Origin of the sequence: Mycobacterium sp. 852002-50816_SCH5313054-b (assembly GCF_001667185.1) — a bacterium.
GTDB lineage: Bacteria > Actinomycetota > Actinomycetes > Mycobacteriales > Mycobacteriaceae > Mycobacterium.
In genome coordinates, this window is record NZ_LZIC01000050.1 from 39,560 (window position 1) to 64,495 (window position 24,936).

The following is a 24,936-nucleotide window of genomic DNA, read 5'->3' on the forward strand; positions in this document are numbered from 1 at the left end:
AATGGGTGAGTGACCAACGCGACTACCGAGCGCCGCCTGCGCGTGCTGGTGCTGGGCAGCACCGGCTCGATCGGCACCCAGGCGCTCGAGGTCATCGCGGCCAACCCGGACCGCTTCCAGGTGGTCGGGCTGGCCGCCGGGGGGGCCAGCCCCGAGACCGTGGCGCGACAGCGCGCCGAGACGGGGGTCACCAACATCGCCGTCGCCGACGAGCGTGCGGCGCAGCAGGTCGGCGACGTCCCCTACAGCGGCCCGGAAGCGGTGACCCGGCTGGTCCAGGAGACCGACGCCGACGTCGTCCTCAACGCGCTGGTCGGCGCCCTGGGCCTGCGACCGACGCTGGCCGCCCTGGACTCCGGGGCCCGGCTGGCCCTGGCCAACAAGGAATCGCTGATCGCCGGCGGTCCGCTGGTGTTGCAGGCGGCGCGGCCGGGCCAGATCGTGCCCGTCGACTCCGAGCACTCCGCGCTGGCCCAGTGCCTGCGCGGCGGCAGCCCCGACGAGGTCGCCAAGCTGGTGCTGACGGCCTCCGGCGGCCCCTTCCGCGGCTGGGCCGCCGCGGACCTCGAGGGCGTCACGCCCGAGCAGGCCGGCGCCCACCCCACCTGGTCGATGGGCCCGATGAACACGCTGAACTCGGCGTCGCTGGTCAACAAGGGGCTCGAGCTCATCGAAACGCACCTGTTGTTCGGCATCGACTACGACCGCATCGAGGTCGTCGTGCACCCCCAGTCGATTGTTCATTCGATGGTCACCTTCATCGACGGCTCGACCATCGCCCAGGCCAGCCCCCCGGACATGAAGCTGCCCATCTCGTTGGCCCTGGGCTGGCCCCACCGGGTGGCCGGGGTGGCGGCCTCCTGCGACTTCACCACAGCCTCTAGCTGGGAGTTCGAGCCGCTGGACAGCGAGATTTTCCCCGCCGTCGAGCTGGCCCGCCACGCCGGGGTGACCGGCGGCTGCATGACCGCCGTGTACAACGCGGCCAACGAAGAAGCCGCCGCGGCGTTCCTGCGGGGCCGCATCGGGTTCCCCGCCATCGTCAACACCATCGCCGACGTGCTGCACGCCGCCGACCAATGGGCCCCCAAATTCAGCGAAGTACCGGCTAACGTGGATGAGGTACTCGACGCGCAGCGCTGGGCAAGGGAGCGGGCGCAGCGTGCGGTCGGAGACGCGAGTGCCCACAAGATCCCCGGAATGGTGTGAGAAAGGTCCTGGCAGCCTGATGATGTTCGTTATCGGCATTGTGCTGTTCGCGCTCGCCATCCTGATCTCGGTGGCCCTGCACGAGTGCGGCCACATGTGGGTCGCCCGCGGCACCGGCATGAAGGTGCGGCGCTATTTCGTCGGCTTCGGGCCCACGCTGTGGTCGACGCGCCGGGGTGAGATCGAGTACGGGGTCAAGGCCATCCCGCTGGGTGGCTTCTGCGACATCGCCGGCATGACCCCGGTCGAGGACCTGGAGCCCGACGAGACCGACCGCGCGATGTACAAGCAGGCGACCTGGAAGCGGGTCGCGACGCTGTTCGCGGGCCCGGGGATGAACTTCGTCATCTGCCTGGTGCTGATCTACGGCATCGCGCTCGTCTGGGGGCTGCCCAACCTGCACCCGCCCACTAAGGCCATCGTCGGCGAGACCGCTTGTGTCGCACCGGAAGTGGCCCCGGGCAAGGTCGGCGACTGCACCGGGCCCGGTCCGGCGGCGCTGGCCGGGATTCGCTCCGGCGACGTCGTCGTCAAGGTGGGCGACACCCCGGTGTCCACCTTCGAGGACATGGCCGCGGCCATCCGCAAGCTGCACGGCACCGCTCCCGTCGTCGTCGAGCGCGGCGGCGCCACCATCACCACCTACGTCGACGTCACACCCACCCAGCGCTACATCTCGAAGGGCCAGGGCGGCAAGCCCGAACCCACCACGGTCGGTGCCATGGGCGTCGGCGCCATCAAGACCGCGCCGACGCACTACAACGTCCTGTCGGCGATACCGGCCACCGTCGCCTTCGCCGGCGACCTGACCGCCGAGGTGGGCAAGGCGCTGGTGACGATCCCGACGAAGGTCGGGGCGCTGGTGCACGCCATCGGCGGCGGGCAGCGCGACCCGCAGACGCCGATGAGCGTGGTCGGCGCCAGCATCATCGGCGGCGACACCGTCGACCACGGGCTGTGGGTGGCGTTCTGGTTCTTCCTGGCCCAGTTGAACCTCATCCTGGGCGCGATCAACCTGGTGCCGCTGCTGCCCTTCGACGGCGGCCACATCGCCATCGCCGTGTTCGAGAAGGTCCGCAACCTGATCCGCTCGGCGCGCGGCATGGTCGCGGCGGCGCCGGTGAACTACCTCAAGCTGATGCCCGCCACGTACGTGGTGCTGGTATTCGTGGTCGGCTACATGCTGCTGACCGTGACCGCCGATCTGGTCAACCCCATCAGGCTTTTCCAGTAACTGAGAGCCAGTAAGTGAGAGAAGGCAGAGAGTGACGATTGGCCTGGGCATGCCGGACGCCCCGGCGCCCACCCTTGCCCCCCGGCGCAAAACGCGGCAATTGATGGTCCGCGACGTCGGGGTCGGCAGCGACTATCGCATCTCGGTGCAGTCGATGTGCACCACCAAGACGCACGAGGTCAATTCGACGCTGCAACAGATCGCCGAGCTGACCGCCGCCGGCTGCGACATCGTCCGGGTGGCCTGCCCGCGTCAGGAGGACGCCGACGCGCTGGCCGAGATCGCCCGGCACAGCCAGATCCCGGTGATCGCCGACATCCACTTCCAGCCGAAGTACATCTTCGCCGCGATCGACGCCGGCTGCGCCGCGGTGCGGGTAAACCCGGGCAACATCAAGGAATTCGACGGCCGGGTCGGCGAGGTGGCCAAGGCCGCGGCGGCCGCGGGCATCCCGATCCGCATCGGCGTCAACGCCGGCTCGCTGGACAAGCGGTTCATGGAGAAGTACGGCAAGGCGACGCCCGAGGCGCTGGTCGAGTCGGCGCTGTGGGAGGCCTCGCTGTTCGAGGAGCACGGCTTCGGCGACATCAAGATCAGCGTCAAGCACAACGACCCCGTCGTGATGGTCGCCGCCTACGAGCAGCTGGCCGCCCAGTGCGATTACCCGCTGCACCTGGGCGTCACCGAGGCCGGTCCGGCGTTCCAGGGCACCGTCAAGTCCGCGGTCGCCTTCGGTGCGTTGCTCTCGCGCGGCATCGGCGACACCATCCGGGTGTCGCTGTCGGCCCCGCCCGTCGAGGAGGTCAAGGTCGGCACCCAGATCCTCGAGTCGCTCAACCTGCGGCCGCGCGGGCTGGAGATCGTGTCGTGCCCGTCGTGCGGTCGCGCGCAGGTCGACGTCTACACCCTGGCCAACGAGGTCACCGCCGGGCTGGACGGTCTCGACGTGCCGCTGCGGGTGGCCGTGATGGGCTGCGTCGTCAACGGCCCGGGGGAGGCCCGCGAGGCCGACCTGGGCGTCGCGTCCGGAAATGGCAAGGGCCAGATCTTCGTTCGGGGCGAGGTGATCAAGACCGTGCCGGAAGCCCAGATCGTCGAGACGCTCATCGAGGAGGCCATGCGGCTGGCGGCCGAGATGGGGACCGGTCACGATCCTCAAACAGAAGCGAGCGGTTCGCCGATTGTGACCGTAAGCTGATAGGGGTTTTTGCGTCCCGCACTGATCGTCTTTTCGCACCACAGAGAGTTCCGTAGATGTCGGCTCCGCCCATCATGCGCCTTGTCGGCGAGCGGCGGGTGTCCGTGGTGCGTGACGCCGCCGCCGTCTGGCGGGTGCTCGACGACGACCCGGTCGGCTCGTGCATGGTCGCGGCCCGGGTGGCCGACCACGGCATCGACCCGGATTCGATCGGCGGGGAACTGTGGACCCGCCGCGGGCCGGAGGAGTCGCTGTGCTTCGCCGGTGCCAACCTCATCCCCCTGCGCGGCGCGCCGGCCGACCTGAACGCCTTCGCCGACGAGGCGATGAGCGGGACGCGGCGCTGTTCCTCGCTGGTCGGCAGGGCGCACCTGGTAATGCCGATGTGGGAGCGGCTCGAGTCGGCCTGGGGCCCGGCGCGCGACGTGCGCGACGACCAGCCGCTGATGGCGCTGACCAAGCACCCCAACTGCGACATCGACGTCGGCGTGCGCCAGGTCCGGCCGGACGAGCTGGACGCCTACCTGGTGGCCGCCGTCGACATGTTCATCGGCGAAGTCGGTGTCGACCCGCGGGTCGGCGACGGAGGCCGCGGCTACCGGCGGCGGGTGGCCAGCCTGATCGCGGCGGGGCGGGCGTGGGCGCGCTTCGAGCACGGCCAGGTCGTCTTCAAGGCCGAGGTGGGGTCGCAGTCGCCCGGGGTGGGTCAGATCCAGGGGGTCTGGGTGCACCCGGAGTGGCGTGGCCTGGGCATCGGCACCAGGGGCACCGCGACGGTGGCCGCCGTGATCGTCGGCAGCGGCCGGATCGCGAGCCTGTACGTGAACAACTTCAACACGGTCGCCCGCGCCGCATACGCGCGTGTGGGCTTCGCCGAGGTCGGCACCTTCGCGACGGTCCTGCTGGACTGATCCGCGGGGCCATCGCTCGGCAAGAAGAACGCCATAACGGTTCGGTCTCGGTGTGTCGGCGCCCGTGACGGGGGCGCGGTTATAACATCTGTACCGATGGTCACAAAAACCCCATTGGTATCAGCGGCGGCCGGCGTGCTGCTGGTCGCGGTCATCGCCCTGTCCGGGTGCACCCCGAGGCCCGACGGCCCCGGCCCGGCCGCGGAGAAGTTCTTCCGCGCCCTGGGAGTCGGGGACACCGCGACGGCCGCCCAGCTCAGCGACAACCCCAACGAGGCCCGCGAAGCGCTGAACGCCGCCTGGGCGGGGCTGCAGGCGACCCACCTGGACGCGCAGGTCCTCGGCGCCAAGTACGCCGAGGACACCGGCACGGTCAACTACCGCTTCACCTGGCACCTGCCCAAGAACCGCACCTGGAGCTATGACGGCCAGCTGCAGATGGCCCGCGACGAGAGCCGCTGGGAGGTCCGCTGGGCCACCACCGGGCTGCACCCGAAGCTGGGCGAGCATCAGACGTTCGCGCTGCGGGCCGACCGGCCGCGGCGGGCCTCGGTGAACGAGCTCGGCGGCAGCGATGTGCTCGCGCCGGGCTACCTGTACCACTACACGCTGGACGCCACGCAGGCCGGGCCCGCCCTGATCGGGACGACGCACGCGGTGGTGGACGTGCTGCGGCCGTTCAACGGCACGCTCACCGACCCGCAGCTGCTGGCCGAGCAGGCGACCTCGGCGACGCAGCCGCTGGACCTGGGGGTCACGCTGCATCCCGACGACAACGACAAGGTGTTCCCCGCGATCGGCAGGCTGCCCGGCATCGTGGTCACGCCGCAGGCCGAGATGCTGCCGACCGACCCGCATTTCGCGCCGGCCGTCATCGGCGAGGTGAAAAAGGCCGTGCTGGACCAGCTCGACGGCCAGGCCGGCTGGCGGGTGGTCAGCGTCAACCAGAACAACGTCGACGTGGCCGTGCTGCACGAGGTCGAGGGCTCCCCGGCGCCGTCGGTGTCGATCACGCTGGACCGCGCGGTGCAGAACGCCGCGCAGCACGCGGTGGACACCCGCGGCGGCAGGGCGATGATCGTGGTGATCAAGCCGTCGACCGGGGAGATCCTGGCGATCGCGCAGAACAAGGGCGCCGACGCCGACGGCCTGCCGGCCACCAACGGCCTGTTCCCGCCGGGGTCGACCTTCAAGATGGTCACCGCCGGCGCCGCCGTCGACCGCGACATGGCCACGCCCAACACGATGCTGGGCTGCCCGGGCCGCATCGACATCGGGCACCGCACCATCCCCAACTACGGCGGCTTCGACCTGGGCGTGGTGCCGATGTCGCGGGCCTTCGCCAGTTCGTGCAACACCACGTTCGCCGAGCTGAGCAGCAGGCTGCCGCCCCGCGGCCTGACGCAGGCGGCCAACCGCTACGGCATCGGGCTGGACTACACGGTCGACGGCATCACCACCGTGACGGGGTCGGTGCCGCCCACGGTCGACCTGGCCGAGCGCACCGAGGACGGCTTCGGCCAGGGCAAGGTGCTGGCCAGCCCCTTCGGCATGGCCCTGGTCGCCGCCACCGTCGACGCCGGCAAAACGCCGGTGCCGCAGCTGATCGCCGGGCGGCCGACGACGGTCGAGGGCGACGACACGCCGATTTCGCCGAAGATGGTCGACGCGCTGCGGCCGATGATGCGGCTGGTGGTGACCAACGGGACCGCCAAGGAGATCGCCGGTTGTTGCGGCGAGATCTACGGGAAGACCGGTGAGGCCGAGTTCCCGGGCGGATCGCACTCGTGGTTCGCCGGATACCGCGGCGACCTGGCGTTCGCCGCGCTGATCGTCGGGGGCGGCAGCTCGGAATACGCGGTCCGGATGACCAAGGTGATGTTCGAGTCGCTGCCGCGGGACTATTTGGCCTAGAGCTCCCGCCCGGTCGCGGCGGTAAATTGCAAGCGTGGGCGAAACATCCGGCGGAGACATGGTGGCGCTGCGGGTCTCCGACGCCGACCGCAACGGCACGATGCGCCGGCTGCACAACGCCGTCGCGCTCGGGCTGATCGACATCGACGAGTTCGAGCAGCGCTCGTCGCAGGTGTCATACGCGCGCACCCGGGGCGAGCTGGACGGGCTGGTCGGCGACCTGCCCGGGCCGGGCGCGATCGTCACGTCCGCGGCCGACCGCGTCGAGCTGCGCGGCTGGGCCGGCTCGCTGAAGCGCCACGGCGAATGGACCGTGCCCACCCGGCTGGCGCTGGTGCGCCGGCTGGGCTCGGTCGAACTCGACCTGACCAGGGCCCGCTTCGCGGGGCCGGTGGTGGTCATCGAACTCGACATGAGGTTCGGTTCGGTGGAGGTCCGCCTGCCCGACGGCGCCAGCGCCTCGATCGACGACGTCGAGGTCTACGTGGGCAGCGCCAGCGACCGGCGCAAGGACGCCCGGGGCGAGGGCACGCCGCACGTCGTGCTGACGGGCCGGGTGGTGTGCGGGTCGGTGACGGTCCGGGGGCCGCGCCGCTCGTTGCTGCGCCGCGGCAGGGTCTGATCCGCCGAGCCTGTAAATCCGCAGGAGAAGCGCGAGTAGGGGCCTGCAAAATTACAGGCTCGGCGACGGCGCGGCGGGGTGCGCGTCGCTAAGCTGGCCCCATGCCTGCTCGGACCGCGCTTTCCCCCGGAGTGATATCGCCGACTCTGCCGGTGCCCGGCCGCATCCCGCGCCCGGAATACGTCGGCAGGCCGACCGCCCGGGAGGGCAGCGAGCCGTGGGTGCAGACGCCCGAGGTCATCGAGAAGATGCGCGTCGCCGGCCGGATCGCGGCCGGCGCACTGGCCGAGGCGGGCAAGGCCGTCGCGCCGGGGGTGACGACCGACGAACTGGACCGGATCGCCCACGAGTACATGATCGACAACGGGGCCTACCCGTCGACGCTGGGCTACAAGGGATTCCCGAAGTCGTGCTGCACGTCGCTCAACGAGGTGATCTGCCACGGCATCCCCGACTCGACGGTGATCGAGGACGGGGACATCGTCAACATCGATGTCACCGCCTACATCGACGGGGTGCACGGCGACACCAACGCGACGTTTCTGGCCGGCGACGTCACCGAGGAGCACCGGCTGCTCGTGGAGCGGACGCACGAGGCCACGATGCGCGCGATCAACGCCGTCAAACCGGGCCGCGCGCTCTCGGTCGTCGGGCGCGTCATCGAGTCGTACGCAAATAGGTTCGGGTACAACGTGGTTCGCGACTTCACCGGCCACGGCATCGGCACCACTTTTCACAACGGGCTGGTCGTGCTGCACTACGAACAGCCCTCCGTGGCCACGATCATCCAACCGGGCATGACGTTCACCATCGAACCGATGATCAACCTCGGCGCGCTGGACTACGAGATCTGGGACGACGGCTGGACCGTCGTCACCAGGGACCGCAAGTGGACCGCGCAGTTCGAACACACCCTGCTGGTCACCGACACCGGCGCCGAGATCCTCACGTCGGTATAGCAAGCCGTGACTTTGTGAGCGGGGCCCTGCTGGTCGCCGGCACCAGCTCCGACGCCGGGAAATCGGTGGTGGTGGCGGGGCTGTGCCGGCTGCTCGCGCGCCGCGGCACGAAAGTGGCGCCGTTCAAGGCGCAGAACATGTCCAACAACTCGGTGGTCACCGTCGAGGGCGGCGAGATCGGCCGCGCCCAGGCGATCCAGGCGCGGGCGGCGGGGCTGGAGCCCAGCGTGCGATTCAACCCGATCCTGCTCAAACCGGGCAGCGACCGCACGTCGCAGCTGGTGATCCGGGGTCAGGTCGCCGAGTCGGTCTCCGCGGCGAACTACGTGCGGCATCGCGATCGGCTCGCCCGCATCGTCTTCGACGATTTGTCTTGCCTTCGCGACGAATTCGACGCGGTGATCTGCGAGGGCGCCGGATCGCCCGCCGAAATCAACTTGCGGGCCACGGATTTGGCGAACATGGGGCTGGCCCGGGCCGCGAAGTTGCCGGTGATCCTGGTCGGTGACATCGACCGCGGCGGGCTGCTCGCCCACCTGTTCGGGACGGTCGCGGTGCTCGATCCCGACGACCAGGCGCTGATCGCCGGCTTCGTCGTCAACAAATTCCGCGGGGATCGGGCGCTGCTGGAACCCGGGCTGCAGCAGCTGCGCTGCATGACCGGCCGCCCGACGTACGGCGTGCTGCCCTACGCCGAGGAGCTCTGGCTGGACGCCGAGGACTCGCTGTCGGTCCTCGCGCACCGCGTCGTGGGCACGCCCGCCCCGCCGCGCGGCGACGAGTGGCTGCGGGTGGCCGCGGTCCGGCTGCCCCGGATCTCCAACTCCACCGATGTCGAGGCGCTGGCCTGCGAGCCGGGCGTGCTGGTGCGCTGGGTCACCGACCCCGCCGACCTGGCCGACGCCGACCTGATCGTGCTGCCCGGCAGCAAGGCCACCGTCGCGGACCTGTCCTGGCTGCGTGATCGCGGCCTGGCCGGCGCGATCGTCGACCACGCCCGGGCCGGCAGGCCGGTGCTGGGCATCTGCGGCGGGTTCCAGATGCTGTGCCGGCGCATCGAGGACACGGTGGAATCCGGTGCGGGGGAGGTCGACGGCCTAGGGCTGCTGGACGCCGACATCGCCTTCGAGCAGGCCAAGGTCCTGCGGCGCTGGCAGCGGCCCCTGAGCGGCTATGAAATCCATCATGGGCGGCTCTCGCGCTGCGCCGAGGACGCGTGGTTCACGGTGGGTTCGCGACCGCACGGCATCGCGCGCGGCGCGGTTTTCGGCACCCATTGGCACGGCCTGCTGGACAACGACGACTTCCGCCGGGGGTGGCTCACCCGGGTCGCCGATGCGGCCGGCCGGAGCGGGTTCGTCCTGGCCGACACCAACGTCGCCGCGCGGCGCGACGCCCAGCTGGACGCGATCGCCGACCTGCTCGCCGCCCATCTCGACGTCGACGCCGTTTTGGACCTACTCGAGGGGCCGCCGCCGCGACGGCCGCACGTCGCGATCCGGCTGCGGCCGTGAGGGCCAGTAAACCTCGCGCGAGCTGGCCCATTGGCTGTAGCGTGCGTGAGTGCACTCGATGATGAACACGCTCGACGGATTTCCGGTCCCGGTGGCCGTGGCAGGTCCGGAAAAGGGCGTCGTCGTCGTCATCCTCGGCGACCAGGAACGCGCGCCCGTCGCCTACGACGCGGTGTGCGACCGCCTGCACACCGCATCGCTGCGGACCGTCGTCATCGGCCTCGATCAGCGGCTGACCGCCAAATCGGTGGTCGGCATCCTCGATGCGCTGGGAATTCGCTGGGCCGTGGTGTTCGGCGACCGCGCCGGCGGCGAGCTGGCCTGGGAGCTGGCGGCGACCCGGCTGGGCCGATTCGTGGGCCTGATCGTGATCGACCGCGGGCATCCGCGGGTGCCCGACCCCAAGGGAGTGGTTCTCGACGAGCATTGCCCGCCAGTGGAAATCGGCACCACGGTGCTGGTCAGCTCCCCGGCCGCCAAGGCGGCCGCCGCGGCCAGCCAGCGCTACGTCTACGCCGAATACCGCGTGGTGGACCTGGGCCGGCGCACCGCGCAGGAGTCGACGGCGCAGTTGGCCGCCGAGATCGTCTTGCGCACCAGCACGTGGTAGCGCCTTCCGCGGTGTTGTCGCTGGCCGCGCTGGAACAGCTGGTGCAACGCGGCGCGGTGGACACCGTCATCGTGGCGTTCGCCGACATGCAGGGCCGGCTGGTCGGCAAACGGATGGCGGCGGGGCTGTTCGTCGAGGAAGTGGCCGCGCACGGGGCCGAGTGCTGCAGTTACCTGCTCGCCGTCGATGTCGAGATGAACACCGTGTCCGGCTATGCGATGTCGGGCTGGGAGACCGGTTACGGCGACATGGTGATGACCCCGGATCTGTCCACCCTGCGGCTCACCCCGTGGCTGCACGCCACCGCCCTGGTGATCGCCGACCTCGGCTGGGCGGACGGGGGCGAGGTCGCCGTGGCGCCCCGGGCGATCCTGCGCCGGCAGCTCGAGCGGCTGGGCGCGCTCGGGCTGACCGCCGACGTCGCCACCGAGCTGGAGTTCATCGTGTTCGACGAGTCGTATCGCCAGGCCTGGGCCGGCGGCTACCGCGGGCTGACGCCGGCCAGCGACTACAACATCGACTACGCGATGCTGGCGTCGGCGCGGATGGAGCCGCTGCTGCGCGACATCCGGCTGGGCATGGAGGGGGCGGGCCTGCGGTTCGAGGCGGTCAAGGGGGAATGCAACAGGGGCCAGCAGGAAATCGGCTTCCGCTACGACGAGGCGCTGGTCACCTGCGACAACCACGCCGTCTACAAGAACGGCGCCAAGGAGATCGCCGACCGGCACGGCAAGAGCCTGACCTTCATGGCGAAATACGATGAGCGGGAAGGCAACAGTTGCCACATCCATCTGTCGCTGCGCGACCGGGACGGCGCCGCCGTGTTCGGCGACGGCGACCGCCCGCACGGCATGTCGGCAACGTTCGGCGGCTTCCTCGCGGGCCTGTTGGCCACCGTGCGCGAATTGACCCTGTTCTACGCGCCAAACATCAACTCCTACAAGCGGTTTGCCGACGGCAGTTTTGCGCCGACGGCGGTGGCCTGGGGCCTGGACAACCGCACCTGTGCCCTGCGGGTGGTCGGGCGCGGCCGCAACATCCGCGTCGAGTGCCGGATCCCCGGCGGTGACGTCAACCCCTACCTCGCGGTGGCCGCGCTGATCGCCGGGGGGCTGTATGGTATCGAACGGGGCCTCGAACCCCCCGCGCCCTACGTCGGGAACGCCTACGAGGCAACCGATCTCGAACGGCTGCCCACCACGTTGGCCGACGCGGCCGCGGTGTTCGGCGGGTCGACGCTGGCGCGGGAGGCGTTCGGCGACGACGTCGTCGCGCACTACCTGAACAACGCCCGCGTGGAGTTGGCGGCCTTCAACGCGGCGGTCACCGACTGGGAGAGGATGCGGGGTTTTGAACGCCTCTAGGTCGGGTCGCCGTGGAAGACCTGTAGTAGGACTGACGTGTTATCTGGAACAGGTGACGACCGGGATCTGGGACATCCCCGCGGGGTATCTACCGGCCGATTACTTCGAGGGCGTCGTCATGGCCGGTGGCATCGCGACACTGCTGCCGCCGCAACCGATGGACGCCGAGGCGGCCGGTGTGCTGCTGGACGGCCTGGACGCGCTGGTGATCACCGGGGGCTATGACGTCGATCCGGCTCACTACGGCCAGGATCCGCATCCGGCCACCGACCGGCCCCGCACCGACCGCGACGACCTCGAGTTGGCGTTGCTGCGCGCCGCGCTGGACCGCGGGCTGCCGGTGCTGGGGATCTGTCGCGGCGCCCAGGTCCTCAACGTCGCATTCGGCGGTACGCTGCACCAGCATCTCCCGGATATCCTGGGCCACAACGGCCATCGGGCGGGCAACGGGGTGTTCACCAGGTTGCCGGTCCGCACCGTGGCGGGCACCCGGCTCGCCGCGCTGCTCGGCGAATCCGCCGATGCGCCCTGCTACCACCATCAGGCCATCGACAAGGTCGGCGATCCCCTGGTGGTCAGCGCGCTGGACGCCGACGGTGTGGTCGAGGCCGTGGAGTTGCCCGGCGAGTCGTTCGCCCTTGCCGTGCAGTGGCATCCGGAGAAGTCGCTCGACGACCTGCGGCTGTTCAAGGCGGTGGTGCAAGCCGCGCAATCGTACGCGGAAAGCCGATGACCGCAACGGAACTGGTCAACCCCGCGACCGAGGAGGCGCTGACCTCGGTCGAGCTCGTCGACGCCGCCGAGGTTGACGACGCGGTGGCGCGTGCCGCGGCGGCCCAGCGGCGCTGGGCCCGGTTGTCCCCGGCGCAACGCGCGGAAGGCCTGCGCGCCTTCGCCGCCGCCGTCGGCGCCCACACCGACGAACTCGCCGCGCTCGAGGTGGCCAACTCCGGGCACCCGATCGCGTCGGCCGAATGGGAGGCCGGCCACGTCCGCGAGGTGCTGACGTTCTACGCCGGCAGTCCGGAACGCCTGTCCGGCAGGCAGATTCCGGTCGCCGGCGGCCTCGACGTCACCTTCCACGAGCCGCTGGGTGTCATCGGCGTGATCACGCCGTGGAACTTTCCGATGCCGATCGCGTCCTGGAGCATCGGCCCCGCCCTCGCCGCCGGCAACGCGGTCCTCGTCAAACCCGCCGAATTGACGCCGCTGACCACGATCCGGCTCGGCGAGCTGGCGGTGCAGGCCGGGCTCGACGCGGACCTGTTGCAGGTGCTGCCCGGCAGGGGCGCGGTGGTGGGGGAGCGGTTCGTCACGCACCCGGGGGTGCGCAAGGTCGTGTTCACCGGCTCCACCGAGGTGGGCAAGAAGGTGATGGCCGGCGCGGCGGCCCACGTCAAGCGGGTGACGCTGGAGCTGGGTGGTAAGAGCGCGAACATCGTCTTCGCCGACTGCGACCTGGAGCGCGCCGCGGCGACCGCGCCCGCCGGGGTGTTCGACAATGCCGGCCAGGACTGCTGCGCCCGCAGCCGGATCCTGGTGCAGCGCAGCGTCTATGACCGGTTTATGGAGTTGCTGGAGCCCGCGGTGCGGGCCGTCGCCGTCGGGGACCCCAGGTCCCGCGACACCGAGATGGGCCCGTTGGTGTCCGCGGACCACCGCGCCAGGGTGGCCTCCTACGTGCCCGACGACGCGCCCGTCGCCTTTCGCGGCACGGCGCCGTCCGGCCCCGGATTCTGGTTTCCGCCAACGGTCCTCACGCCCCGGCGCACCGACCGCAGCGTCACCGAGGAGATCTTCGGGCCGGTCGTCACCGTGTTGGGGTTCGACGACGAGCACGACGCCGTCGCGCTGGCCAACGACACCGCCTATGGCCTGTCGGGATCGATCTGGACCGACGACCTGTCTCGCGCGCTGCGGGTGTCGCGGGCGATCGAGTCCGGCAACCTGTCGGTGAATTCCCACTCGTCGGTGCGTTACAACACGCCCTTCGGCGGTTTCAAGCAGTCCGGCCTGGGCCGCGAGCTCGGCCCCGACGCGCCACTGCATTTCACCGAGACCAAGAACGTGTTCATCGCCGTCAAGGAGGATTCGTGATGGACCTGACGCAGCGGCTGGCCGGCCGGGTGGCGGTCATCACCGGCGGCGCCGGCGGCATCGGGCTGGCCGCGGCACGACGGATGCGCGCCGAAGGCGCGAGCATCGTGGTGGGCGATGTCGACCGCGACGCCGGCGCGGCGGTCGCCGACGAGCTGTCCGGTTTGTTCGTGCCCACCGATGTTTCGGACGAGGACGCCGTCAACGCGCTGTTCGACGCCGCGGCCGAGGCCTACGGCCGGGTCGACATCGCGTTCAACAACGCCGGCATCTCGCCGCCCGAGGACGACCTCATCGAGAACACCGAACTTGCGGCGTGGCAACGGGTCCAGGACGTCAACCTGAAATCGGTGTACCTGTGCTGCCGGGCCGCGCTGCGGCACATGGTACCCGCCGGCAAGGGGTCGATCATCAACACGGCGTCCTTTGTCGCGGTGCTGGGATCGGCGACGTCGCAGATCTCCTACACCGCCTCCAAGGGCGGGGTGCTGGCGATGTCGCGGGAGCTGGGCGTGCAGTTCGCCCGGCAGGGCATCCGCGTCAACGCCCTGTGCCCGGGGCCGGTCAACACCCCGCTGCTGCAGGAGCTTTTCGCCAAGGATCCCGAGCGGGCCGCCCGCCGCCTGGTGCACGTGCCGTTGGGTCGCTTCGCCGAACCCGACGAGATTGCCGCCGCGGTGGCCTTCCTGGCCAGCGACGATGCGTCCTTCGTCACGGCGTCGACGTTCCTGGTCGACGGCGGCATCAGCTCGGCCTACGTCACCCCGCTCTGACCGCCGGGTGGTGGTGCCGCGCCGTGGCCGCTGCCCAGGCCGGTGGCGCCGACAGCTGCCCGACCGGCGTGCCGCGACCGAGTCCCGGGATCGACGCCGCGCGTGCGGGCTTCCTGAACAGCGCCCACAGGGCCGCCCGCTTGTTGAGGGAATTGAGGCGGCTGATCGCGGAGTCCGTCGGCGCCGACAGCGAACTCAGTCTCGACAGCGCGGGCGTCGCCGACGCGAGCGAGGCGTCGAGCGATGTCGGTAGCGACGCCGAAAGTGCTTGCAGCGCTTTGGGAATCGCTGCCATCACCCGGACGCCGGCCGATACGACGTCCGGCGCCGACGCCAGGGCCCAGGTGTGCGTGCGGTGGGTGCCCGGCGGCGAAGCGAACGGCGTCAGCGCCGCCGCGTCGGCCGAGGCGCGGGCGTAGGCGTACATGGCGGCGGCGTCGCGCGCCCACATCCGCTCGTACTCGGCGTCGGTGTCCGCGATGGCCGGGCTGCTCTGCCCCAGGCGGTTCGCGGCGGCCAGCGAGCGCCGCCGCGCGCGGTTATCGGTGATCGCGGGCGGGGGCACCATCGCCGTGCGTGCCGACTGATGGGCGCCGGCCGCCGCCGCGAGCTGGGTGGCCGCCTGGTGGGCGTGCGCGGCAACGGTGTCGAGCCAGTCGAGACAGGGCTGCGGGCCTTCCGATCGCGCCGCCGCGCTGCGCAACTGGTCGGCGAGGGTGTCCCACGCCTTGGCGGCCCGCAACAGCGATCCCGCGCCGGGACCCGAATGCATCAGCCCGGAGTTGATTTCCGGCGGTCGCATCGCAAAATCCATTACCACCTCGCCCTCATTCGGGGTCTTCCCTGGGATAGACGCCGGGGTTACATACCTGGTTCGCCGGCGACGGGCTGCTGGCCCGAATCTAGAAGGCAAAGCCTGATGAACGATCGGAGCGAGCTGTGAAAACGCTCGCAGTCGGCAGGTGGTCGCCGCGCCGATGCCGCGTCTTTGCCTCAGGCGCTCGACACCGCGTCGCTGTGTTGAAAACATGCGCTTTCATTTTGTGGCGTCTGCGACGTAAAGTTGACATAACCAGCGATGCAGTCGGGGGCGCCGCGGGTCTGGCAGCGAGTATCACAGGGGGCGAAAGTTGTACGGGGCCACCTGCCGCCACTGTGGCAGGCAAATTGTCCAGCACCCGTCGGGGGTGTGGATTCCCCGCGACGGCTCCCTGAAAAATGATCCCAACGGCTTCTATTGCCGGAAGCCTGGCAGCGGGCGCCGGCCCCGGATGTTGCACGAACCCATGCCTTCTCAATTGGCCGGGGCACCCCGGTGGCTGGCGGGTGTGGACACCGATTCCGCAACGCAGGGAGCCTCACCTCAGCAGCGCCGGGAAGGGCGTCGGCGCCGACGGGCCGGCAGGCCGCTTGTCCCTGCGACTGTCGGGACGCGGGTGCGACATGCCCTCGTCCGGCTCAGGGACTTAGCTCGGTTCCGCATGGCCTGGTGGTGACGCGCCGGGGTAGCTGGGCAGCTCAGAAAACGATCAGCGGGATCGCCATCTCGGCCGGGGTGGCCCCGCCGTGAAAGCCGATCAGCCGAGCCGTCTCCGGGGGCTCGTGGCCGGTCGCCAGCACGGCGGTAGCGCCGGTGCAGACGACGACGACGTCGCCGATGCGCGCCAGGTGCGCCGGGTCGACCGGCCCGAACATGCCGGTGGCCACCGCCTGCTCGCGGCTGTACACCCGCGCCCGGCCGTCGAGCGACTCGGCCCAGGCGGCCTGCACGTCCGCGGCGGCCCCCGGCTCGGTGTGCAGGTAGCGCACCCGCGGCTCGCCGGCGACCACCCGCACCCCCGCGCCCAGCCGCGGGTCGGTGTCGAGGTCGACGCGGGCGTCCGGCGGGACGTTCAGGCCGCCGTGGTCGGCGGTGACCAGTAACGCCGCGTCGGGCGGCAGGGCCTCGACCAGCCTCGCGAGCAGGGCGTCGACGCGGGCCGCCGCCCCGTGCCACCGCTCCGAACCGATGCCGAACAGGTGGGCCGCGGTGTCCAAGTCGGCGGTGTAGCCGTAGACGAGCCCGGGCGCCGCGTTCAGCTCGGCGACCAGCTCGGTGGCGTAGTCGTCCGTCGGCCGCGTCGGGCGAAACTGCGCACCGCGATAGGCCGCATCCGTCAGCCCGCTGCCCATGAAGGCCGCGGGCAGCACGGCGCGCGCCGCGATGCCGGACCGCCGCAGGCGCCCGAACCAGGTGGGCAGCGGCTGCCATTCGTCGTGCGGCGGGTCGTCGCGCCACACGATGTGGGTGAGCACCCGATCGGTGCCGGGCACGTTGAGCGTGAAACCCAGGATGCCGTGCTCGCCGGGCCGCGCCCCGGTCCCCAGGGACACCAGGCTGCTCGGCGTGGTCGACGGGAAGGTACAGGTGAGTTCGGTGAGCCGTCCCGCGTCGCCGGCGAGCACCGCGGCCAGCAGGGGCGCGGTGCCGGCCAGCTGCGGTAGCAGGTGCCAGCCCAGCCCGTCGACCAGCACCACCGCGACGCGATCTTTGGCGCCAACCGACTCCGTCACGCCCAGGCGATCGACCGCGCCCGGGGCCCCGAGCAGCGCGGCCGCGGCGGGCAGCACGTCGCAGATCGAGTCGGGCACAGGGGCAAGACTAGGCAAGACTAGACGTGCGCGAGCCGTTGGCTGGTCACCCGCAGCTGGCGATCGGTGCTGTCGGCCAGCGCGCGAACCTGCTCGGCGGCCAGCCGGCCGCACAGCCGGCCCCAGTGCACCGCGACCTCGTCGCCGACGGCCACGTCGGGCACGGCGCTGTAGCCGTCGGCCCAAACGTCGAGCGGGCGGGCCGTGGGGTCGGACAGCGTCAGCGCCCGACCGTCCCACTCGAGCCGCTGACACATGACGTCGACGTCATCGCCGGCGCGGGAAATCACCGTGCCCCAGGTGATTCGGCAATTGTCGAGCACGCTCAACGGATGCTCGTCCATGCCGCGCCCGAGAAAGCGGGTCCACGGGTACACGCCGAAGACGTGAAAGCAGTGGTTGGCGGCCGCCTCGCCGGCCAGGTCGGCCGTCAGGTGCGACCAGTAGCGGCCGGCCTGCGGGCCGATGATGCCCAGCAGCGCGTCCAAGAAGTTGTGCGGGTCCAGGTCGGCGCCGACGCCGCCGCCGAGCCAATAGGATTCGACGAGCCGGTAGTCCAGCGGGTCGGCGATGCCGGTCAGCGCCGACAGCACCCGCAGGTACGGCCACGCGCCGGAGAACCCGGTCGCCGCGCGCCGCACCTCGTCGACGGAACCGTCCCGCAGGGTCGCCCCCAGTGGGGGGCCGCAGTAGCCCAGGGCGTTGGGGGCGTACGCGTACCGGGCGAACATCTCGGCACCGCGGATATCGGTCAAGTGCGCCCCACCAGCTTCACCGCGTCGCGGTGCATGCGGCCGAAGTTGTAGTAGGCGGCGCACGCCCCCTCGGGGGAGACCATGCAGGTGCCGATCGGCGTCTCGGGCGTGCACGCGGTGCCGAAAACCTTGCATTCCCAGGGCTTGAGCACGCCTTTGAGCACCTCGCCGCACTGGCAGGCCTTGGGGTCGGCGACCCGCACGCCGGGCATCGCGAACCGCAGCTCGGCGTCGAACTCCGCGAAATCGTCGTGCAGGCGCAGCGCGCTCTGCGAGATGAATCCCAGCCCGCGCCATTCGAAGTGGGGGCGCAGCGCGAACACCTTGCCCATCAGCGCCAGGGCGGCGGGGTTGCCGTGCTCGGGCACCACGCGCTTGTACTGGTTCTCCACCTCGCAGCGGCCCTCCCGGATCTGGGTGAGCAGCATCGCGACGGCCGCCAGGATGTCGAGCGGCTCGAAACCGGCCACCACCAACGGCTTTCGGTACACGTCGGGAACGAATCGGTAGGGGCGGTTACCCACCACCGTCGACACGTGCCCGGGGCCGATGAAACCCGACAGCCGCAGGTCCGGTGACTCCAGGATGGCCTTGATCGGCGGCACGATCGTGACGTGGTTGCAGAAGACGCTGAAGTTGGGCAGGCCCAGGTCGCGGGCGCGCACCAGCGTCACCGCCGTCGAGGGCGCGGTGGTCTCGAAGCCGATGGCGAAGAACACCACGTGCTTGTCGGGGTTGTCGACCGCGATCTTGAGCGCGTCCAGCGGGGAGTAGACGAAGCGCACGTCGGCGCCGCGCGCCTTGGCGTCCAGCAGGCTGCCGGCCGACCCGGGCACCCGCATCATGTCGCCGAAACAGGTGAAGATCACGTCGGGCCGGCCGGCCAGCCACATCGCGTCGTCGATGCGGCCCATCGGGATCACGCAGACCGGGCAGCCCGGGCCGTGCACCAACTCCACGTTGTCGGGCAGCAGGTGTTCGATGCCGTGCCGATAGATCGTGTGGGTGTGCCCACCGCACACCTCCATGAATTTGAACTGCTCACCACTGGCACCGGCCAGGCGCTCGATGGCGCCCAGCAGCTTGCGGGCCGCGGCCGGATCGCGGAATTCGTCAACGAATTTCATGGTGCGCCTTCCCTTACACGATCGACGACGAGTCGAAGGCTTCCAGCTCGGTGGCGTAGGCCTCGCCGAGTTTCTTGATGGCGGCCAGGGTGAGCAGCGCCTCCGTCTCGTCGATCTTGGCCATGGCAAACCCGACGTGCACCAGGACCCAGTCGTCGGGCTGGGGCATGTCGTCCTCCAGCAGCCGGACGCTGATCGTGCGCTGGACGCCGCTGACGTCGATCTTTGCCAGATAGTTGGCGGGATCGGTGATTTCGACGATCCGACCCGGAATCCCAAGACACATCTCTCATACTCCTTCAGCAAAGCTCAACAAATTCGGGGCAACGGGTCCCCGACGAGCATGTCGACGATCCGGGTGCCGCCGAAACCGGTGCGCAGCACCACGCTTTCGGCGGGTTCGGCAACGATTTCCCCCACCTCCGCGGCCTCGGCGCCCAGGGGGTGCGAGCGCAGCGCGGCCAGCCCGGCGTCGGCCTCCCCGGGCGCGACGACGGCGACGAACTTGCCCTCGTTGGCGACGTACAGGGGATCGATGCCGAGCAATTCGCAGGCGCCGTTCACCATGGGCCGCACCGGCAGTCGCTCCTCTTCCAGCAGCACGCCGAGTCCGCACGCCTGGGCCAGTTCGTTGCAGACGGTGCCGACCCCGCCGCGGGTCGCGTCGCGCATCCACCGGGTGGACGGGGCGGCGGCCATCAGCAGCTCCACCAGGGGGCTGACCGACGCGGTGTCGGAGGCGATGTCGGCCTCGATGGCCAGGTCGCCGCGGGCCAGCATGACGGCCATGCCGTGATCGCCCATCGATCCGGACAGCAGCACCTTGTCACCGGTGCGCACCGACTCCGCCGACAGCGCGCGCCCCGCGGGGATGACGCCGGCCCCGGTGGTGGTGACGAACAGCCCGTCGGCCGCGCCCCTGGGCACCACCTTGGTGTCGCCGGTGACGATCTGGACACCCGCGGCCGCGGCGGCGGCCGCCATGTCGGCGACGATCTCCTTCAACTCGGCGATCGCGAAACCTTCCTCGATCACGAACGCCGCCGAGATCCACGACGGCACGGCGCCGGCCATCGCGAGGTCGTTGCAGGTGCCGTGGACGGCGAGTTCACCGATCGACCCGCCGGGAAAGCGCCTGGGCTGCACCACAAACGAATCCGTCGACATCGCCAAGCGCTCGCCGCCGGGCAACGTCAGGACCGCGCCGTCGCCCAGTGACTCCAACAGCGGGTTGCGGAAGGCCTCCAGGAACACCGCGTCCACCAGCGCCGCCGAGGCCTTGCCGCCGGCCCCGTGGGCCAGGGTCACGTGGTCGTCGAGCAACCGGGGGCGACGCCTGCGGAACGACTCGATCCGCTCGATCACCTCGCCCTCGGCGAACTGCGGCCCCGACGAAAGGTATTCGCCCGCTGGCTTGTTCATGCCGCCCCCAGACCCCGGTCACCGAGATGCTGATGCACGCTCAACCACAGTTGATAGCCCAGCAGCGCCTGCGATTCCTGGATGCGATGCACGCTCTGCGAGCGCACGATGAAGCAGGCGTCCACGTTGGGGTTGTTCGCGAAGGCGCCGCCGTCGTACCCGGCGAACCCGACGGTGTACAGGCCGCGTTGCCGGGCCTCGGCGAGTGCCGCGAGCAGGTTGGGCGAGCCCCCGCTGGTCGACATGGCGATCGCGATGTCGCCGGCCCTCGCCCGGGCGATCAGCTGGCGCGCGAACACCAGCTCGAACCCGACGTCGTTGCCCAGCGCGGTCATCACCGCCTGGTCGGCGGTCAACGACCACGCGGGCAGCGGCGTGCCGAGGGGCGGCCGGGCGAACAGCCTCGCCAGGGTCGTGGAATCGGTGCAGCTGCCGCCGTTTCCGAAGGTGAACAACCGCCCGCCGACCGCGAAGCGGCGCGCCATCTCGGTGGCCGCCGCCTCCAGTAGCTCGGCGTTGGCCTCCAGCGTGGAGCGGCGCAGCGCCAGGCTTTCGGCCGCCTTCGCCTGCGCGGAGGCGGCCAGGTCGGCCAGCAGCGACTTGGGGTCGTCCTCCTGCGCGTCGATGAACGGGTACAGGAAGTTGGTGGGTTCGTCGCTCATGAGTCGTCCTCCAGCCTGCTGATCGCCGTGCCGGCGTGCACCAGGACCAGGTCACCGGCGGCGACCGGGTCGACGAGCGTGGTGACCACGGTCTCGACGCCCCGCGCGGTGCGCACCGCCGCCTGGCCGCCATCCGATTCACCGACCACCTCGCCCAGGCGGCCCTCGTCGCTGCAGGTGACGCAAACCGCTCCATCCTCGTCGGAGAACGACGAGTCGTCTTTGAGCAGCCCCGAGTGCTCGAAGCACACGTGGGTCAGCTCCCACAGCAGGTGATAGAACAGCACGAAGCCGCCCGTCGCGGGCACCCGCGGGTCGGGGTCGTCGAGCCACAGCACATGGTCCGCCATACCGGCGGCCGGCCGCTCGCCGCTGCCGATCCAGATCGTGGTGGCGCCCCAGGCCGGACTGCGGCGCAGCACCGAGCGCACCTGTGCGTCGTCGGCGCCGGCGACCGCAACCACGATGTCGCCGGGCCGCACCGACACCCGCACCAGGTCCACCAGGTCGGGTCCGGTCAGCGCCACCGCGGGCAGGGCCCGCTTGCCCATGATCACCGGATGCACGAACTCCACCGCGATGTGCAGCGCATGCGGTTCCCACGACGGCGCGATGGACCACATGGTCGCACCCGCGGCGAATCGCTTGGCCAGCGTGAACGCGGTGGCGGCCAAATCCTCGGCCAATTCGGCGCCCAGCCCGCGGTCGATGGCGGTGGTGATCATGATTCAGTCTCCTCCATCCCCCTCAGCATGGAGATCGCGGCCTGGCCCAGCGCCAGCCCGCCGTCGTTCGGCGGGACGGTGTGGTGAGTGAGCACTTCGAACCCCTTGCGCTGCAGCCGCTTACGGCATGCGCGCAGTAACAGCACGTTCTGGAAAACCCCGCCGGTGAGGCCCACCAGCCGGATCTCACCGGCCACCTGCGCGACCACCTTGGCGACGGCGTCGGCGACCGCCTCGTGGAACGCGGCGGCCAGCAGCGCCGGCCGGGTGCCGGCGTAGGTGGCCGCCACCATCGTCTGCACCATCGTGGTGGGATCGATCACCCCGTCGGGGCGCACCAGCAGCGGCAGCGACGGGCCGGGATCGTCGAGCGCCGACTCCGCGAGCGCCTCCAGCTCGATGGCCGCCTGCCCCTCGTAGTCGATCCGGTGCCGCACCCCGAGCAGCGAGGCGACGGCGTCGAACAGCCGGCCCATGCTCGAGCACGGCACGCAGCCGGTGCCGCTCTCCAATTGCGAACGGGTGAGGCGCAATTCGTCCGGGGTGGCGGCGGCGACCGGCGCCAGGTCCGGGGTCCAGTCGATGCGGGCCGTCCACAATTGCGACAGCGCCATCCGCCAGGGATTGCGCACCGCGGCGTCCCCGCCGGGCAGCGGGACCGGCAACAGGTGGCCGACGCGCACGAATCGGTGGCTCTCGGTTCCCAGGGCGAGAATTTCGCCGCCCCAGATGGTTTGGTCGCAGCCGTAGCCGGTGCCGTCGAACGAGACCCCGATGACGGGCTCGCCGAGGCGTCCGTGCTCGGCCAGCAGCGAAACGACGTGCGCGTGGTGGTGCTGGACCAGGTCCAGCGGCCGCTCGCCCGCGTGGCGCTCCGCCCAGTTCCGCGTGTGGTAGCCGGGGTGCAGATCGGCGGCGACGCGCGCCGGCGCGCCGCGCATTCCGGTGAGCTGAGCCACCGCGCGCTCGAACGCCCGCAGCGTCTCCCAGGTGGTCATGTCGCCGATGTGGCCGGACAGGTAGGCGCGGGAGCCGTCGGTGAGGCAGAAGGTGTTTTTCAGTTCCCCGCCCACGGCGAGGACACGAGGGGCGGTGGGCCCCTCAAACCCCAGGTCGACCGGCAACGGCGCGAAGCCGCGGGATCGGCGGATCGGCAGCTCACTTCCGCCCCCTTCGTCCGTCAAGACCCGCACCACCGAGTCGTCGCACGGCACGTGGATCGGCCGGTCGTGGTCGAGCACCGCGTCGCAGAGTGCCGGGAGCCGTTCGGCGGCATCCTCGTCGGTGAAGCAGATGGGCTCGTCGGAACGGTTGGCGCTGGTGCATACCAGGGCGTCGGGCACCGGCCCGGCGGCGCCCGGCACGGGGGCCAGCAGCAGGTGGTGCAGGGGGGAGTACGGCAGCATCAATCCGAGCAGCGGGCTGCCGGGCGCGACGGCGTCGGCGACCGGCGCGCCGGATCGGCGCCGCAGCAACACGATCGGCCGCGCGGGGCTCGACAGCACCGCGGCCTCGTCGGCGTCGACGTGCGCGTAGCGGCGGGCGACGTCCAGGTCGCGGACCAGCATGGCGAACGGCTTGGCGCCCCGCGCCTTTCGCGCCCGCAGCGCGCCGACCGCCGCGTCATCGTCGACGGCGCAGGCCAGGTGGTAACCGCCGATGCCCTTGACGGCGACCACGGCGCCCGCCGCCAGCGCGCGTTGGGTGGCCGCCAGTGCGGCATCCGATCCGGTGACGCAGGCGGCCGACGACGAAAACCGGAGCGACGGACCGCAATCCGGGCAGGCGATCGGTTGCGCGTGGAACCGGCGATCGCCCGGATCGTGATATTCGGCGGCGCAGCGGTCGCACATCGCGAATCCCGACATGGTGGTGCCCGGGCGGTCGTAGGGCAACTCGCGGATGATGGTGAACCGCGGCCCGCAGTTGGTGCACGTCACGAAGGGGTGCCGGTAACGCCGGTCGCGCGGGTCGAACAGCTCGCCGACGCAGTCGTCGCACACCGCGATGTCGGGTGGAATCGGCGTCTTAGAGGTGTGAGCACCGGCGATCGGCCGGCTCGGCACGATCCGGAACTCGCGTCGACAGGAGGCGTCGGTGGCGAGGTCGGTGACCGTGACGGCGCCGATGCGGGCCAGTGGCGGCGCCTCGGCGCGCAACCGGCGGGCGAATTCGCCGACACGGGTGCGGGCGCCCTGCACCTCGACGAAAACGGCGCCGGAATCGTTGCCGACGAAACCGGCCAGGCCGAGCTCGCCGGCGATCCGGTGCACGAAAGGCCGGAAGCCAACCCCCTGGACGACACCGGTCACGGTGAAGCGCCGCCGGACTTGGGTAGCGGGCGGCCCGGTCCGGAGCAGCAGGGGGGATTGGGTCATCTCAGCCGCCCTCCGGGCTGGCTGGCGGATCGATGCGGCCCCTGCCCATCAGCTCGAGGCCGGCCATCGCCTGCTCCGCTCCGGCGCGGTCTGTCTTCTCGACGGCGAAGCCCATATGGATGATTATCCAGTCGCCGGGTGCGAACGTCTCCTCCGGCAGCATGCCGACGTTGACCCTGCGCTGCTCGCCGGTGACGTCGACCAGCGCGAGCTGGCCCTCGTAGCCCTCCAGCATCCGGATCACCTGACCCGGTATCCCCAAGCACATCAGCGGTCCTCCCGCGTGGACGTTTGCAGCGCCGCGACGATTTCCTGCACGGCCCGAGCGGCCCGGGGGACGGCGCGGGCCACCGGCTCGGTCAGGCCGATGCCCTCCTCGACGCTGCCCGCCTCGCATCCGACGACGACCGTGTAGGGCGGACTGCCGCCCAGCGCCCGCAGGCTGGCGAACACCGCGGCCGGATCCATGCTGTGACCGTCGATCCCCGGTGCGCCAGAATCGGATTCGTGGTCGGCCTGGAAGACGTGCAACGTTCCGGGGTTGCCGCGACAGGGCACGGCGTCGACGAGGACCAGGGTGTCCCATTCCTCGAGCAGGTCGTACGCCAGGTGCATGCCCCGGATGCCGTAGTCGATGACGCGGACGGTCGAATCGCCCTGCGGAATCTCGGCGTTGCGGACCACTTCCGAGCCGAATCCGTCGTCCCCCAGGAAGATGTTGCCGATCCCGGCCACCAGGATGCGCGCTGTCATCGGGTTCCCCAAGGCGGCTACATCCGCCTCAACTTCAGGTAGCGGCGGGCGTCGGGAATCGACACCAGCCCGAGCACC

24 protein-coding genes are annotated in these 24,936 nt (G+C 70.7%); 13 read left to right on the forward strand and 11 right to left on the reverse strand.

The window, feature by feature from the left end; all coding sequences use genetic code 11:
- Positions 1-9: 9 nt before the first annotated feature.
- The 13 genes from dxr (at position 10) to A5787_RS10450 (ending at position 14,405) form a co-directional block, all read left to right on the forward strand.
- Positions 10-1,209, forward strand: coding sequence for a 1-deoxy-D-xylulose-5-phosphate reductoisomerase (gene dxr / locus A5787_RS10390; RefSeq protein ID WP_066965582.1), 1,200 nt, complete (start codon positions 10-12; stop codon positions 1,207-1,209).
- A 19-nt stretch (positions 1,210-1,228) separates the two neighbouring features.
- Entirely contained in the window at positions 1,229-2,443 is a 1,215-nt protein-coding gene (locus A5787_RS10395) for an RIP metalloprotease (RefSeq protein ID WP_066965585.1), read from the forward strand.
- A 31-nt stretch (positions 2,444-2,474) separates the two neighbouring features.
- Positions 2,475-3,641 (forward strand): flavodoxin-dependent (E)-4-hydroxy-3-methylbut-2-enyl-diphosphate synthase, encoded by a 1,167-nt coding sequence (ispG, locus tag A5787_RS10400; protein WP_066965588.1) that lies wholly within the window; start codon positions 2,475-2,477, stop codon positions 3,639-3,641.
- Between the two features lie 56 nt (positions 3,642-3,697).
- The gene (locus A5787_RS10405) at positions 3,698-4,552 is read left to right on the forward strand and encodes a GNAT family N-acetyltransferase (protein ID WP_066965591.1); all 855 of its coding nucleotides are present in this window, start codon (positions 3,698-3,700) and stop codon (positions 4,550-4,552) included.
- 96 nt (positions 4,553-4,648) lie between these two features.
- Positions 4,649-6,466, forward strand: a complete 1,818-nt coding sequence (locus tag A5787_RS10410) for a penicillin-binding transpeptidase domain-containing protein (RefSeq protein ID WP_066965594.1) — start codon at positions 4,649-4,651, stop codon at positions 6,464-6,466.
- A 58-nt stretch (positions 6,467-6,524) separates the two neighbouring features.
- Positions 6,525-7,088 carry a DUF1707 domain-containing protein gene (locus tag A5787_RS10415; protein ID WP_066965597.1) on the forward strand — a complete coding sequence of 188 codons (564 nt, stop codon included), beginning with the start codon at positions 6,525-6,527 and terminating at the stop codon, positions 7,086-7,088.
- Between the two features lie 101 nt (positions 7,089-7,189).
- Positions 7,190-8,047 (forward strand): type I methionyl aminopeptidase, encoded by an 858-nt coding sequence (map, locus tag A5787_RS10420; RefSeq protein ID WP_066965599.1) that lies wholly within the window; start codon positions 7,190-7,192, stop codon positions 8,045-8,047.
- A gap of 14 nt (positions 8,048-8,061) precedes the next feature.
- The gene (locus A5787_RS10425) at positions 8,062-9,561 is read left to right on the forward strand and encodes a cobyric acid synthase (protein ID WP_066965601.1); all 1,500 of its coding nucleotides are present in this window, start codon (positions 8,062-8,064) and stop codon (positions 9,559-9,561) included.
- Between the two features lie 58 nt (positions 9,562-9,619).
- Positions 9,620-10,171, forward strand: coding sequence for an alpha/beta hydrolase (locus tag A5787_RS10430; protein WP_066965603.1), 552 nt, complete (start codon positions 9,620-9,622; stop codon positions 10,169-10,171).
- Positions 10,165-11,535 (forward strand): glutamine synthetase family protein, encoded by a 1,371-nt coding sequence (locus tag A5787_RS10435; protein ID WP_066965604.1) that lies wholly within the window; start codon positions 10,165-10,167, stop codon positions 11,533-11,535. Before A5787_RS10430 ends, A5787_RS10435 begins: the two co-directional genes overlap by 7 nt.
- Complete coding sequence (locus A5787_RS10440) at positions 11,522-12,268, forward strand: gamma-glutamyl-gamma-aminobutyrate hydrolase family protein (protein WP_066965606.1); 747 nt, start codon at positions 11,522-11,524, stop codon at positions 12,266-12,268. The genes A5787_RS10435 and A5787_RS10440 overlap by 14 nt, the downstream gene beginning before the upstream one ends.
- Positions 12,265-13,632 (forward strand): aldehyde dehydrogenase, encoded by a 1,368-nt coding sequence (locus A5787_RS10445; protein WP_066965608.1) that lies wholly within the window; start codon positions 12,265-12,267, stop codon positions 13,630-13,632. The genes A5787_RS10440 and A5787_RS10445 overlap by 4 nt, the downstream gene beginning before the upstream one ends.
- Positions 13,629-14,405: a 3-oxoacyl-ACP reductase gene (locus A5787_RS10450; protein ID WP_197507068.1), complete on the forward strand. Its 777-nt coding sequence runs from the start codon at positions 13,629-13,631 to the stop codon at positions 14,403-14,405. The genes A5787_RS10445 and A5787_RS10450 overlap by 4 nt, the downstream gene beginning before the upstream one ends.
- Here the strand turns inward: A5787_RS10450 and A5787_RS10455 are convergent.
- The 11 genes from A5787_RS10455 to A5787_RS10505 form a co-directional block, all read right to left on the reverse strand.
- Positions 14,392-15,207, reverse strand: coding sequence for a PPE domain-containing protein (locus A5787_RS10455; RefSeq protein ID WP_231993923.1), 816 nt, complete (start codon positions 15,205-15,207; stop codon positions 14,392-14,394). The two genes, A5787_RS10450 and A5787_RS10455, sit on opposite strands and share 14 nt — an antisense overlap.
- Before the next feature lie 716 nt (positions 15,208-15,923).
- Positions 15,924-17,036, reverse strand: a complete 1,113-nt coding sequence (locus tag A5787_RS10460; RefSeq protein WP_066965615.1) for an alkaline phosphatase family protein — start codon at positions 17,034-17,036, stop codon at positions 15,924-15,926.
- 20 nt (positions 17,037-17,056) lie between these two features.
- Positions 17,057-17,791, reverse strand: coding sequence for a DUF6390 family protein (locus A5787_RS10465; protein ID WP_304441146.1), 735 nt, complete (start codon positions 17,789-17,791; stop codon positions 17,057-17,059).
- Positions 17,788-18,918, reverse strand: coding sequence for a hydrogenase formation protein HypD (gene hypD, locus A5787_RS10470; RefSeq protein WP_066965622.1), 1,131 nt, complete (start codon positions 18,916-18,918; stop codon positions 17,788-17,790). The genes A5787_RS10465 and hypD overlap by 4 nt, the downstream gene beginning before the upstream one ends.
- Before the next feature lie 13 nt (positions 18,919-18,931).
- Positions 18,932-19,204: a HypC/HybG/HupF family hydrogenase formation chaperone gene (locus A5787_RS10475; protein ID WP_066965626.1), complete on the reverse strand. Its 273-nt coding sequence runs from the start codon at positions 19,202-19,204 to the stop codon at positions 18,932-18,934.
- Between the two features lie 23 nt (positions 19,205-19,227).
- Complete coding sequence (gene hypE, locus A5787_RS10480) at positions 19,228-20,340, reverse strand: hydrogenase expression/formation protein HypE (RefSeq protein ID WP_082977153.1); 1,113 nt, start codon at positions 20,338-20,340, stop codon at positions 19,228-19,230.
- Positions 20,337-21,002, reverse strand: coding sequence for an SIS domain-containing protein (locus tag A5787_RS10485; protein WP_066965629.1), 666 nt, complete (start codon positions 21,000-21,002; stop codon positions 20,337-20,339). Before A5787_RS10485 ends, hypE begins: the two co-directional genes overlap by 4 nt.
- Positions 20,999-21,727 carry a HypC/HybG/HupF family hydrogenase formation chaperone gene (locus A5787_RS10490; RefSeq protein ID WP_066965631.1) on the reverse strand — a complete coding sequence of 243 codons (729 nt, stop codon included), beginning with the start codon at positions 21,725-21,727 and terminating at the stop codon, positions 20,999-21,001. The genes A5787_RS10485 and A5787_RS10490 overlap by 4 nt, the downstream gene beginning before the upstream one ends.
- A complete protein-coding gene (gene hypF / locus A5787_RS10495) occupies positions 21,724-24,105 on the reverse strand; it encodes a carbamoyltransferase HypF (RefSeq protein WP_066965634.1) in 2,382 nt (793 codons plus the stop codon). The genes A5787_RS10490 and hypF overlap by 4 nt, the downstream gene beginning before the upstream one ends.
- Before the next feature lies 1 nt (position 24,106).
- On the reverse strand, positions 24,107-24,373 hold the full coding sequence (locus A5787_RS10500) for a HypC/HybG/HupF family hydrogenase formation chaperone (RefSeq protein WP_066965637.1): 267 nt from the start codon (positions 24,371-24,373) through the stop codon (positions 24,107-24,109).
- A complete protein-coding gene (locus A5787_RS10505) occupies positions 24,373-24,858 on the reverse strand; it encodes a hydrogenase maturation protease (protein WP_066965640.1) in 486 nt (161 codons plus the stop codon). The genes A5787_RS10500 and A5787_RS10505 overlap by 1 nt, the downstream gene beginning before the upstream one ends.
- Positions 24,859-24,936: the final 78 nt, after the last annotated feature.

Coding starts and splice junctions, on each gene's coding strand:
- A5787_RS10410 (WP_066965594.1), top strand. CDS start 4,649: ATGGTCACAAAAACCCCATTGGTATCAGCGGCGGCCGGCGTGCTGCTG.
- A5787_RS10505 (WP_066965640.1), bottom strand. CDS start 24,858: ATGACAGCGCGCATCCTGGTGGCCGGGATCGGCAACATCTTCCTGGGG.
- A5787_RS10485 (WP_066965629.1), bottom strand. CDS start 21,002: ATGAGCGACGAACCCACCAACTTCCTGTACCCGTTCATCGACGCGCAG.
- hypE (WP_082977153.1), bottom strand. CDS start 20,340: ATGAACAAGCCAGCGGGCGAATACCTTTCGTCGGGGCCGCAGTTCGCC.
- map (WP_066965599.1), top strand. CDS start 7,190: ATGCCTGCTCGGACCGCGCTTTCCCCCGGAGTGATATCGCCGACTCTG.
- A5787_RS10415 (WP_066965597.1), top strand. CDS start 6,525: ATGGTGGCGCTGCGGGTCTCCGACGCCGACCGCAACGGCACGATGCGC.
- A5787_RS10500 (WP_066965637.1), bottom strand. CDS start 24,373: ATGTGCTTGGGGATACCGGGTCAGGTGATCCGGATGCTGGAGGGCTAC.
- A5787_RS10405 (WP_066965591.1), top strand. CDS start 3,698: ATGTCGGCTCCGCCCATCATGCGCCTTGTCGGCGAGCGGCGGGTGTCC.
- A5787_RS10490 (WP_066965631.1), bottom strand. CDS start 21,727: ATGATCACCACCGCCATCGACCGCGGGCTGGGCGCCGAATTGGCCGAG.
- A5787_RS10455 (WP_231993923.1), bottom strand. CDS start 15,207: ATGCGACCGCCGGAAATCAACTCCGGGCTGATGCATTCGGGTCCCGGC.
- A5787_RS10430 (WP_066965603.1), top strand. CDS start 9,620: ATGATGAACACGCTCGACGGATTTCCGGTCCCGGTGGCCGTGGCAGGT.
- hypD (WP_066965622.1), bottom strand. CDS start 18,918: ATGAAATTCGTTGACGAATTCCGCGATCCGGCCGCGGCCCGCAAGCTG.
- hypF (WP_066965634.1), bottom strand. CDS start 24,105: ATGACCCAATCCCCCCTGCTGCTCCGGACCGGGCCGCCCGCTACCCAA.
- A5787_RS10475 (WP_066965626.1), bottom strand. CDS start 19,204: ATGTGTCTTGGGATTCCGGGTCGGATCGTCGAAATCACCGATCCCGCC.
- A5787_RS10445 (WP_066965608.1), top strand. CDS start 12,265: ATGACCGCAACGGAACTGGTCAACCCCGCGACCGAGGAGGCGCTGACC.
- A5787_RS10395 (WP_066965585.1), top strand. CDS start 1,229: ATGATGTTCGTTATCGGCATTGTGCTGTTCGCGCTCGCCATCCTGATC.